The 12,149-nt window shown below is 68.4% G+C and carries 7 protein-coding genes; 6 read left to right on the forward strand and 1 reads right to left on the reverse strand.

What is annotated here, in order from left to right:
- Nucleotides 1-29 precede the first annotated feature (29 nt).
- Genes RZV17_RS12105 through RZV17_RS12115 form a run of 3 tightly spaced genes read left to right on the forward strand, consistent with a single transcriptional unit; the run spans nucleotide 30 to nucleotide 5,203 of the window.
- Nucleotides 30-689 (forward strand): TetR/AcrR family transcriptional regulator, encoded by a 660-nt coding sequence (locus tag RZV17_RS12105; RefSeq protein WP_179453935.1) that lies wholly within the window; start codon nucleotides 30-32, stop codon nucleotides 687-689.
- 14 nt (nucleotides 690-703) lie between these two features.
- Nucleotides 704-2,020, forward strand: a complete 1,317-nt coding sequence (locus RZV17_RS12110) for an efflux RND transporter periplasmic adaptor subunit (RefSeq protein ID WP_355603701.1) — start codon at nucleotides 704-706, stop codon at nucleotides 2,018-2,020.
- 12 nt (nucleotides 2,021-2,032) lie between these two features.
- A complete protein-coding gene (locus RZV17_RS12115) occupies nucleotides 2,033-5,203 on the forward strand; it encodes a multidrug efflux RND transporter permease subunit (RefSeq protein WP_355603704.1) in 3,171 nt (1,056 codons plus the stop codon).
- A 433-nt stretch (nucleotides 5,204-5,636) separates the two neighbouring features.
- Here the strand turns inward: RZV17_RS12115 and RZV17_RS12120 are convergent, their stop codons facing one another.
- Nucleotides 5,637-6,629 carry a LacI family DNA-binding transcriptional regulator gene (locus RZV17_RS12120; RefSeq protein WP_355603707.1) on the reverse strand — a complete coding sequence of 331 codons (993 nt, stop codon included), beginning with the start codon at nucleotides 6,627-6,629 and terminating at the stop codon, nucleotides 5,637-5,639.
- Between the two features lie 161 nt (nucleotides 6,630-6,790).
- Here RZV17_RS12120 and ptsP point away from each other — a divergent pair, with 161 nt between their 5' ends.
- From ptsP to RZV17_RS12135, 3 genes are all read left to right on the forward strand, one after another.
- Nucleotides 6,791-9,307, forward strand: coding sequence for a phosphoenolpyruvate--protein phosphotransferase (gene ptsP, locus RZV17_RS12125; RefSeq protein ID WP_355603710.1), 2,517 nt, complete (start codon nucleotides 6,791-6,793; stop codon nucleotides 9,305-9,307).
- Nucleotides 9,304-10,260: a 1-phosphofructokinase gene (gene pfkB, locus RZV17_RS12130; protein WP_179453943.1), complete on the forward strand. Its 957-nt coding sequence runs from the start codon at nucleotides 9,304-9,306 to the stop codon at nucleotides 10,258-10,260. The genes ptsP and pfkB overlap by 4 nt, the downstream gene beginning before the upstream one ends.
- 153 nt (nucleotides 10,261-10,413) lie before the next feature.
- Nucleotides 10,414-12,147, forward strand: coding sequence for a PTS fructose transporter subunit IIC (locus tag RZV17_RS12135; RefSeq protein WP_179453944.1), 1,734 nt, complete (start codon nucleotides 10,414-10,416; stop codon nucleotides 12,145-12,147).
- Nucleotides 12,148-12,149: the final 2 nt, after the last annotated feature.

The raw sequence follows: 12,149 nt of genomic DNA on the forward strand, positions 1-12,149 counted from the left end.
AACTAAACTGGACGGTATAGTCTACCGCCATGACCCCTCGTTCCCCCCGTGCTGCCCGGCGTTCGGACTGCGATCGCCGCATCCATGCTGCCGTGCATACCTTGCTTGCCGAACGCGGAATGCGGCTGAGCATGGACGCGGTGGCCGAGCGCGCCGGCTGTTCCAAGCAGACGCTCTACAGTCACTACGGCTGCAAGGAGAACCTGCTGCGCGATGTGCTGCAGGACCACGTGCACCTGGCCACGGTGCCGTTGGACGCGGTCTCCGGCGATCTGCGCGAGGACCTGCTGGCCTTTGCGCTGGCCCATCTTGACCGTCTGAACAGCCCAGATGTGCTACAGACCTGTCGTCTGCTGGAAGCCGAGTCGCATCGGTTCCCGGATCAGTCCCGGCAAGTTTTCCACGAAGGCGTGGTCGGCATGCAGCGACGTCTGGCGCATCGCTTCGAACAGGCGATGGCGGCCGGCCAGCTGCGCCATGACGATCCGCACTTCATGGCCGAGCTGCTGCTGAGCATGATCGTCGGGCTGGATTTCGATCGCCAACGGTTTCAGGTTCCCCATCGCGCCGGCCTGCCCGCCAGGCAGCAGTGGGCGCAGTTCGCCGTCGACACCTTTATGCGGGCGTTTGCCGCGGCACCTGCCGCGCCTGCGCCCGCCCCGCTTTCTTTTCTCACTTCAATACCCTAACGGAGTTCCTCCTGATGATTGCCCCGCTCCGCACCTTCGGCCTGGCCTTGGCCATCACCGCGGCGCTCGCTGCCTGCAGCAAGCCCGAACAGCAGCAGGCGCCGCCGCCGCCGGAAGTGTCGGTGCTGGAAATGAAGCCGCAGACGCTGCCGCTGGAACGCGACCTGGTGGGCCGCCTGTCGGCGTTCCGCTCGGCCGACGTGCGCGCCCGCGTGGATGGGGTGTTGCTCAAGCGCCTGTACACCGAAGGCACCGACGTCAAGGAAGGCCAGCCGCTGTTCGAGATCGACCCGATGCCGCTGCGGGCCACCCTGCTGCAGGCCCAGGGCCAGCTGGCCGCGGCCGAAGCGACCTACGCCAATGCCCAGATCGCCGCCAAGCGCGCGCGCAGCCTGGCGCCGCAGCAATACGTCTCGCGTGCGGACATCGATAACGCCGAAGCTACCGAACGCTCCTCCGGCGCCAACGTGCAGCAGGCGCGCGGCGCGGTCGAGGCCGCCCGGATCCAGCTCAGCTTCGCCAGCGTCACATCGCCGATCACCGGCCGCGCCGGCATCCAGCGGGTGACCGAAGGCGCGCTGGTCGGCTCCGGCGAAGCGACCCTGCTGACTACGGTGGACCAGATCGACCCGTTGTACGTCAATTTTGCGATGAGCAGCGAAGAACTCGCCGCGCTGCGCCAGGCGCAGAGCAGCGGCAACGTGCAGCTCAGCGGCGACGGCAAGTCCACCATCAACGTGGAACTGGGCAACGGCACCCAATACCAGCACCCCGGCACGCTGGACGTGTCGGCGGTGACGGTGGACCCGAGCACCGGTGCGGTGTCGCTGCGTGCCACCCTGCCCAACCCGGAACTGTCGCTGCTGCCGGGTGCATTCGTCACCTTCAAGGCCAGCCTTGGCCAGCGCAACAACGCCTATCTGGTGCCGCAACAGGCGCTGCAGCGCGATGCGACCGGCGCGTATGCGCTGGTGCTGGGCAAGGACGGCAAGGTGGTGCGCAAGAACCTTACCGTGGACGGCCAGCAGCAGGGCCAGTGGATCGTGACCGGCGGTGTGGCACCGGGCGACCAGGTCATCGTCGATGGCGTGCAGAAGGCCAAGGAAGGGCAGCCGGCCAAGGGCGTGCCGTGGGACCCGAACAAGCCGGCCGCAGGCGGCCAGCCCGGTCAGCCGGGCGCTCCCGGCGCGGCACCGGCCGCAGGCCAGGCCGGCAATACGCAGGCCGCACCGGCCGCCGACGCGGCCGATGCCGCGGCACCGGCGGCGCAGGAGCAGCCCAAGCAGGACGCGGCCGCGCAGCCGGCCGACTCCCAGTCCAAGCAGCAGTGACGGAACCCGGACATGCCTAAGTTTTTTATCGAACACCCGATCTTTGCCTGGGTGGTGGCGATCCTGATCTCGCTTGCCGGCGTGATCTCGATCCTCAATCTGGGTATCGAGTCGTACCCCACGATTGCCCCGCCGCAGGTCACCGTCACCGCCAACTTCCCCGGCGCCAGCGCCGACACCGCCGAAAAGGCGGTCACGCAGGTCATCGAGCAGCAGCTCACCGGTATCGACCACCTGCTCTATTTCAACTCGTCGTCGGCGTCCAACGGCCGCGTCACCATCACGCTGACCTTCGAAACCGGCACCGACGCGGATATCGCGCAGGTGCAGGTGCAGAACAAGGTGTCGCTGGCCACGCCGCGCCTGCCCTCGGAAGTCACCCAGCAGGGTGTGGTGGTGGCCAAGGCCAACGCCGGCTTCCTGATGGTGGCGGCACTGCGCTCGGACAACCCGTCGATCGACCGCGACGCGCTCAACGACATCGTCGGTTCGCGCGTGCTCGAGCAGATCTCGCGTGTGCCCGGCGTGGGCAGCACCAACCAGTTCGGCGCCGAGTACGCGATGAACATCTGGTTGAACCCGGAAAAGCTGCAGGGCTACAACCTGTCGGCCACCCAGGTGCTGACCGCGGTACGCAACCAGAACGTGCAGTTCGCCGCCGGTTCGGTCGGCGCCGACCCGACCCCGCAAGGCATCAGCTTCACGGCCACGGTGTCGGCGGAGGGGCGTTTCAGCTCGCCGGAAGAGTTCGAGAACATCATCCTGCGCACCGACAACAATGGCGCCACCGTGCGCCTGAAGGACGTCGCACGCGTCTCGGTCGGCCCCAGCAACTACGGCTTCGACACCCAGTACAACGGCAAGCCCACCGGTGCGTTCGGCATCCAGCTGTTGCCGGGCGCCAATGCGCTGAACGTGTCCGAGGCGGTCGGTGCCAAGCTCGACGAACTGCAGCCCACCTTCCCGCAGGGCGTGAGCTGGTTTGCGCCGTACGAGTCGACCACCTTCGTGCGCATCTCCATCGAGGAAGTGGTCCACACGCTGGCCGAAGCCATCGTGCTGGTGTTCCTGGTGATGCTGCTGTTCCTGCAGAACTTCCGCGCCACGGTCATCCCGACCCTGGTGATTCCGGTCGCGCTGCTGGGCACCTTCTTCGGCATGTACGCCATCGGCTTCACCATCAACCAGCTGACGCTGTTTGCGATGGTGCTGGCGATCGGCATCGTGGTCGATGACGCGATCGTGGTGATCGAGAACGTCGAACGCATCATGAGCGAGGAGCATCTGGAGCCCAAGGCAGCCACGCAGAAGGCGATGACTCAGATCACCGGCGCGGTGGTGGCCATCACCGTGGTGCTGGCGGCGGTGTTCATCCCCTCCTCGCTGCAGCCCGGTGCGTCCGGTGCGATCTACAAGCAGTTCGCGCTGACCATCGCCATGTCGATGGGCTTCTCCGCGTTCCTGGCGCTGACCTTTACCCCGGCGTTGTGCGCCAGCTTCCTCAAGGCCACCCATTCGGACAAGAAGAACTGGGTCTACCGCACCTTCGACAAGTACTACGACAAGCTGGCGCACCGCTATGTGGGCGTGGTCGGCCACACCTTGAAGCGCTCGCCGCCGTGGATGATCGTGTTCGTGGTACTGGTGGTGCTGTGCGGCTTCCTGTTCACGCGCATGCCGAGCAGCTTCCTGCCCGAAGAAGACCAGGGCTTTGCGGTGGCGATCGTGCAGCTGCCGCCGGGCGCGACCAAGATCCGTACCAACGAAGCCTTCGCGCAGATGCGTGCGGTGCTGGAGAAGCAGCCGGCCGTGGAAGGCATGCTGCAGATCGCCGGTTTCAGCTTCCTGGGTTCGGGCGAAAACGTGGGCATGGGCTTCATCCGGCTCAAGCCGTGGGAAGAGCGTGACGTCACTGCCGAGCAGTTGATCCAGCAGCTCAACGGCGCCTTCTACGGCATCAAGGGCGCGCAGATCTTCGTGGTCAACCTGCCCACCGTGCAGGGCCTGGGCCAGTTCGGCGGCTTCGACATGTGGTTGCAGGACCGCGCCGGTGCCGGCCAGGAGGCCTTGACCCAGGCGCGCAACATCGTGCTGGGCAAGGCCGCCGAGAAGGCCGACACCATGGTGGGCGTGCGCCCGAACGGGCTGGAAAACGCGCCGCAGCTGCAGTTGCACGTGGACCGCGTGCAGGCGCAGTCGATGGGGCTGGATGTCAGCGACATCTACAACTCGATCCAGTTGATGCTGGCACCGGTGTATGTCAACGACTACTTCTCCGAAGGCCGCATCAAGCGCGTCAACATCCGCTCCGACGACCAGTTCCGTACCGGCCCCGAGTCGTTGCGCAACTTCTTCAGCCCGAGCACGACCGCGGTAGGCGCCGACGGCCAACCCGGGATGATTCCGCTGAGCAATGTAGTCAAGGCCGAATGGACCTACGCCTCGCCGGCACTGAACCGCTACAACGGGTATTCGGCGGTCAACATCGTCGGCAACCCGGCGCCGGGCGGCAGCTCCGGTCAGGCGATGACGGCGATGGAAGAGATCGTCAACAACGACCTGCCACCGGGCTTCGGTTTCGACTGGAGCGGCATGTCGTACCAGGAAATCATTGCCGGTAACGCGGCGACGCTGCTGCTGGCGTTGTCGGTGGTGGTGGTGTTCCTGTGCCTGGCGGCACTCTACGAGAGCTGGTCGATTCCGGTGGCGGTGCTGATGGTGGTGCCGATCGGCGTGCTGGGTGCGATCGTGTTCTCGATGCTGCGCGGCCTGCCGAACGACCTGTACTTCAAGATCGGCATGATCACGGTCATTGGTCTGGCTGCGAAGAACGCGATCCTGATCGTGGAATTTGCGGTGGAGCAGCGCGCAGCAGGCAAGACCCTGCGCGAGGCAACCCTGGAAGCGGCGCATCTGCGTTTCCGCCCGATCCTGATGACCTCGTTCGCGTTCATCCTGGGTGTGTTGCCGTTGGCCATCTCCACCGGTGCCGGCGCCAACTCGCGTCACTCCATCGGTACCGGCGTGATCGGCGGCATGGTGTTCGCCACCGTGCTCGGCGTGATCTTCATCCCGCTGTTCTTCGTGGTGATACGCCGCATGCTGGGCGACAAGCTGGACGAGCAGTCCAAGGAATATCTGGTCGCACAGAACGACTCAGGCACGCATCGCCCGGATCGTTGATCCCGGACAGGGCGTAGAACGAAAAGCCCCGGCAATGCCGGGGCTTTTTTTGGCCTGCGCAACAGTGATGTCCCGTAGGAGCGCACCCGGGCGCGACGGGCATCACCGGCGACGCCCGTCGCGCCCAGGTGCGCTCCTACGATGGGGGGATCGGTGACATTACCGTGCTCGGGCAAGGCCGCACTGCGCGATCCGCAACACCCGCCAGGCACGTGTAGGAGCACCCCTGGGCGCGATGGGCTCCACCGATCCCCCCGTCGCGCCCGGGTGCGCTCCTACAGGGTGGCGGGGATTGGTGACATGGCGTGATTGGAAAAGACCCGCACAGCGCGATCCGCGACGACCGCCACGCCGTGGTAGGAGCGCACCCGGGCGCGATGGGCTGTACCGGTAACGCCGGTCGCGCCCGGGTGCGCTCCTACGACGACGGCAGCTAGGTGCGCGGGCGCGCGTCGGTGGAGCCGCGCACCACGCAACGCCCGGTCATGACCATGCGGCGGATCGGCAATTGCGGGTTGCTCAGGCGCTCGAGCAGCAGCGACATCGCCGCGCGGCCCATGTCTTCGACCGGCTGTTCGACCACGGTGATGCCCGGTTCGACCAGATCGGTCCAGCGCTCGTTGTCGAACCCGGCCAGGGCCAGGTCGTGCGGCAGGCGCAGGCCGGCGGTGCGTGCGGCCTTCAGCGCGCCCATCAGCAGCAGGCTGTTACTGGTGACAATCGCTTCGGGGCGGTCATCGTTGGCCAGCCACTGCTCCAGCTCGGCAATGGCCGCCTCGGCGGTGGGTGCTACTTCGCGGTAATCCGGGCTCAGGCCCTGCGCGCGCATTGCGGCCAGATAACCGTCGCGGCGCTCGGCCGCCGTGGTACTGGTGCTGCCGAACAACCCGCCGATGCGCTGGTAGCCCTGCCCCTGCAGATGCGCCACCAGCTCGCCCATGGCCGCGGCGTTGTCCAGCACCACGCTGTCGTAGCGGCTGCCGGGGCCGGCACGGTCGACCAGCACGGAGGGGTAATCCAGGGCCAGTTCGTGCATGCGCCCCACGGTGACCCGGGTCGGGGCGAAGATCAGCCCGGTGATGCGCTCTTCCTGCATCAGCTCCAGATACAGCGCCTCGCGCTCGGGATCTTCATCGGTATTGCACAGGGTCACGCGCATACCGGCACGGTAAGCGACCTCTTCCACCGAGCGGATCAGCGCAGTGAAGTACGGGTTACGGATGTCGGCCACGATCACACCCAGGATGCCTGACTGCTGGGAGCGCAGCCGTCGCGCCATCAGGTTGGGGCGATAGCCGGTCTGGCGGACGGCGGCCTCGACCTTGGCCCGCACCTCCTCGCTCACCGGCCCGGTACCCAGGGCGCGTGAGACCGTGGACTTGGACACACCGGCCACCCGGGCCACGTCATTGATGCTGATACTCACTGGGACCGTTCCCGCTCCATTTGCGCACCTGACCCAGGTGCGGTGTCGCCTCTGATCCTAACCCGAAAGCACTACAAGGATTTTGTGCACCGCACATTGACCTGAAACGTGGGAACGTTCCCACTATACTTCCCAGCCTGATCCCCCAATCGGAGCCCGCCTTGTCCTCCCCGTCGCCCGCCCCCGTGACTCCCGAGCTCATCCGTCTGCATGCGCAGGCCCGCGACAAGGACGATGCCATTGCCCAGGCCGCGCAATTGCTGGTGGCCGCAGGCTGCGTGGCGCCCGGCTACGACGCCAGCATGCGCCGCCGCGAAGGCCTGGCGAACACGTTTCTGGGCCACGGCCTGGCCATCCCGCATGGGGTGGGCGAAGACCGCCATCTGGTGCGCCGCGACGGCATCGCCGTCCTGCAGCTGCGCGACGGCGTGGAGTGGAACCCCGGCCAGACCACCCGCCTGGTGGTCGGCATTGCCGCCCAGTCCGACACCCACATCACCCTGCTGCGTCGCCTGACCCGGCTGATCCAGGACCCGGCCCAGCTGGAAGCGCTGTTCAGCACCGACGACCCCGCCGTCATCGTGGCCGCGCTCACCGGCGACCGCGCGCCGGACGCCAGCGCCGCGCCGGCCACCGACCTGGCCGAACGCTTCGAGTGGACGATTGCGTATCCCAGCGGCCTGCACGCCCGCCCGGCCACGCGCTGGGCCGAGACCGCACGCGGCTTCTCCGCGCGGGCGCAAGTGCGTGCCGGCGACCAGGCCGCCGATGCCAAGAGCCTGGTCGGCCTGTTGCAGCTGGGCCTGCGTGCCGGCGACAGCATCACCGTTTCGGCCGAAGGCGCTGATGCACCCGCCCTGCTCAAGCGCCTGCGTGCCGTGATGGACAGCCTGACCGCACAGGAAAAGGCCGATGCCGAGCGTGCGGCGCAGCGCCGCGCCGCCCCGGTGGTCGGCTGGACCCCGCCACAGGCGCAGCCGGCCATCGTCGGTATCGGCGCCAGCCCGGGCGTGGCGGTCGGCATCGTGCACCGCCTGCGCGCCGCGCAGACCGAAGTGGCCGATCAACCGGTGGGCCTGGGGGATGGCGGCGCATTGCTGCACGACGCGCTGACCCGCACCCGCCAGCAGCTGGCGGCCATCCAGGACGACACCCAGCGCCGGCTTGGCGCCTCGGACGCGGCCATCTTCAAGGCCCAGGCCGAACTGCTCAACGACACCGACCTGATCACCCGCACCTGCCAGCTGATGGTCGAAGGCCACGGCGTGGCGTGGTCGTGGCATCAGGCGGTCGAACAGATGGCCTCCGGCCTGGCCGCGCTGGGCAACCCGGTGCTGGCCGGCCGCGCAGCCGACCTGCGCGATGTCGGCCGCCGCGTGCTGGCCCAGCTCGACCCGGCCGCTGCCGGCGCCGGGCTGACCGACCTGCCCGAGCAGCCGTGCATCCTGCTGGCCAGCGACCTGTCGCCCTCGGACACCGCCAATCTGGATACCGCCCGCGTGTTTGGCCTGGCCACCGCGCAGGGCGGGCCGACCTCGCATACCGCGATCCTGTCGCGCACCCTGGGCCTGCCGGCGCTGGTCGCGGCCGGCGGCCAGTTGCTGGATATCGAAGACGGCGTCACCGCCATCATCGACGGCGGCAGCGGGCGCCTGTACCTCAACCCGTCCGCGCAGGATCTGGACGCGGCCCGCACCCACATCGCCGAGCAGCAGGCCATCCGCGAGCGCGAAGCCGCGCAGCGCGCATTGCCGGCCGCAACCACCGATGGCCACCACATCGACATCGGCGCCAACGTCAACCTGCCCGACCAGGTGGCGATGGCGCTGACCCAGGGCGCCGAAGGCGTGGGCCTGATGCGCACCGAATTCCTGTTCCTGGAAAGCGGCCGCACCCCCAGCGAAGACGAACAGCACGCCACCTACCTGGCGATGGCACAGGCATTGGACGGCCGCCCGTTAATCGTGCGTGCGCTGGATATCGGCGGCGACAAGCAGGTAGCGCACCTGGAACTGCCGCACGAAGAAAACCCGTTCCTGGGCGTGCGTGGTGCGCGCCTCTTGCTGCGCCGCCCGGACCTGCTCGAACCGCAGCTGCGTGCGTTGTATCGCGCGGCCAAGGACGGCGCGCGGCTGTCGATCATGTTCCCGATGATCACTTCGGTGCCGGAGCTAATCGCCCTGCGCGACATCTGCGCACGCCTCCGCGCCGAGCTCGAGGCGCCGGAGGTGCCGATCGGCATCATGATCGAAGTGCCGGCCGCCGCCGCCCAGGCCGACGTGCTGGCGCGCCATGCAGACTTCTTCTCGATCGGCACCAACGACCTCACCCAGTACGTGCTGGCGATCGACCGCCAGAACCCGGAACTGGCCGCCGAGGCCGACAGCCTGCACCCAGCAGTGCTGCGCATGATCCGCAGCACCATTGAAGGCGCACGCAAACACGGCCGCTGGGTCGGCGTATGCGGCGGCTTAGCCGGCGATGCGTTCGGCGCCAGCCTGCTGGCTGGCCTGGGCGTGCAGGAGTTGTCGATGACGCCCAACGATATCCCGGCGGTGAAGGCGCGCCTGCGTGGCGCCTCGATGCACCAGCTGCAGCAGCTGGCCGAGCAGGCGCTGGACTGCGAAACCGCCGAACAGGTGCGCGCATTGGAAGCCAAGCGCGAGGGCACGGCATGAGCCTGCAGGCCATCACGGTCACGCTGAACCCGGCGATCGACCAGACCATCCAGCTCGACAGCCTGCAACCCGGCGCCGTGCATCGCGCTAGCAGCGTGCGCAACGATGCCGGTGGCAAGGGCATCAATGTCGCTGCTTGCCTGGCCGATTGGGGCACCGCTGTGGCCGCACTCGGCGTGCTCGGCGGCGGCAACGCCGGCGTGTTCGAAGCGCTGTTCCGCGAGCGCGGCATCGTCGATCACTGCCAGCGCGTGTCCGGCGAAACGCGCACCAATCTCAAGCTGGTGGAAGCGCGCAGCAACGACACCACCGACATCAACCTGCCCGGCCTGCAGTTGAGCGGCGCGCACCTGCAAGGCGTGGCCGATCAGCTTGCACCGCTGCTGCGCCCCGGCCTGCCGGTGGTGCTGTCCGGCAGCCTGCCGGCCGGCCTGCCGGCCGACAGCTGGGCGCGATTGCAGGCCCAGGCCAGCGCGGCCGGCGCGCGGGTGTTGCTCGATACCAGCGGTGCGCCGCTGGTGGCCGCGCTGGATGCCACACGCGACGCACTGCCGTATGCGGTCAAGCCCAACCGGCACGAACTGGAAGCCTGGACCGGCCGGCCGTTGACCGACCGCGCCGCGCTTGGCGCCGCCGCGCACGAACTGCTCGCGCGTGGCATCCAGCTCGTGGTCATTTCGATGGGCACCGACGGCGCCCTGTTCGTGCAGCGCGACCAGCGCCTGATCGCGCGCCCCCCTCGCCTGGCGCAGGGCAGCAGCGTCGGTGCCGGCGATGCGATGGTGGCCGGACTGGCGGCAGCGCTGCTGGATGCCGCCACCGACCTGGCGCAGTGCGCGCGGCTGGCCACGGCGTTTTCGATGTGCCGGCTGGAAAGCGGCGACGCACGCCGACTCACCGCCGACGGCGTGCGGCGTGCCGCCGCCGAGGTCGTGATCGAGACCGTGTCGTGAGCCGGTCCCTGCAGGCGCGGCCCGACGGCAGGTCGCCACGCGCAAGGCGCACCGCGACCAATGACACGCCCGGCGCGCGTCGCACGTTCGTCTAACCCCATCGAATTCCCCCGCCGGCCACACCGGCGACCGCAATACAGCAGGAGTCTTGCCATGTCCTCTTCCATCGTGGTCATCGCCGCCGGCGAACGCAGTACCGAAGCCGTCCTGGCGGCCGAAGCGCTGCGCCGTGCGGCCACCGCCGCCGGGCGCAGCGTGACGATCGAGATCCGCAGCGACCAGGGCGTGCTCGGCGCCTTGCCGAGCGAGCTGGCCAGCGCGGCCACCCAGGTGCTGGTGGTCGGCGATGCCGATGCCGACACCGCGCGCTTCGGCGACGCACAGCTGCTGCAGCTGAGCCTGGGTGCCGTGCTGGACGACCCGGCCGCGGCGGTCGGTCAATTTGCCGCGCCCGCCTCGGCGACCGGGTCGGCAGCCGCCGGCACCGGCAGCAAGCGCATCGTGGCCATCACCTCCTGCCCCACCGGCATCGCGCACACCTTCATGGCCGCCGAAGGCCTGCAGCAGGCTGCCAAGAAGCTCGGCTACCAGATGCGCGTGGAAACCCAGGGCTCGGTCGGCGCGCAGGACGCGCTCACCGATGACGAAATCCGCGCGGCCGATGTGGTCATCATCGCTGCCGACCGCGAAGTGGATCTGGCCCGCTTCGGCGGCAAGCGCCTGTTAAAGAGCGGCACCAAGCCGGCGATCAACGACGGCCCGGCGCTGATCAACAAGGCACTGGCCGAAGCCAGCGTGCACGGCGGCACGGCACCTGCCACCGGCACCGCCACCAGCGCCACCGCGAGCAAGGGCAACGGCCGCACCGGCGCCTACAAGCATCTGATGACCGGCGTGTCGTTCATGCTGCCATTCGTCACTGCCGGCGGCCTGTTGATCGCGCTGGCATTTGCACTCGGCGGCATCTACGCCGGCGACGACGCGCACCAGGGCACGCTGGCCTGGTCGCTGTTCCAGATCGGCGCCAAGGCCGGCTTCACCTTGATGGTGCCCGCGCTGGCCGGCTATATCGCCTACTCCATCGCCGACCGCCCCGGCATCGCGCCCGGCATGATCGGCGGCCTGGTCGCCGCCAACCTCAATGCCGGCTTCCTTGGCGGGATCATCGCCGGCTTCATCGCCGGCTACGGCGTGGCCGCGCTCAACCGCTACATCAAGCTGCCACGCAACCTGGAAGGACTCAAGCCGGTGCTGATCCTGCCGGTGCTGGGCACCCTGCTGGTCGGGCTGGCGATGATGTACGTGTTCGGCCAACCGGTGGCCGACCTGCTGGCCTGGCTCACCGCCTGGCTGCGCGGCATGCAGGGCAGCAGCGCGCTGCTGCTGGGCCTGTTGCTCGGCGGCATGATGGCCTTCGACATGGGCGGGCCGGTCAACAAGGCTGCCTATGCGTTCTCCACCGGCCTGATCGCCAGCCAGGTCTACACCCCGATGGCCGCCGCCATGGTGGCCGGCATGACCCCGCCGCTGGGTATCGCGCTGGCCACCTGGGTGTTCCGCAACCGCTTCACCCTGGAAGAACGCGGCTCGGCCACCGCCGCCGGCGTGCTCGGCCTGGCCTTCGTCACCGAAGGCGCGATCCCGTATGCCGCGCGCGACCCGTTGCGCACGATTCCCGCGCTGGTGATCGGCTCGGCGGTGGCCGGCGCGATCTCGATGTCGGTCGGTGCCGAACTGAAGGCCCCGCATGGCGGCATCTTCGTGCTGCTGATCCCCAATGCCGTGACCCATCTGGCGATGTATGTGCTGGCCTTGCTGGCCGGTGTGGTGGTCACTGCCATCGCGCTGCGCGTGCTCAAGCAACCGGTGGCCGACGTCGTCGCCTGAGC

It is taken from the genome of Xanthomonas cannabis (assembly GCF_040616535.1).
Classification (GTDB): domain Bacteria; phylum Pseudomonadota; class Gammaproteobacteria; order Xanthomonadales; family Xanthomonadaceae; genus Xanthomonas; species Xanthomonas cannabis.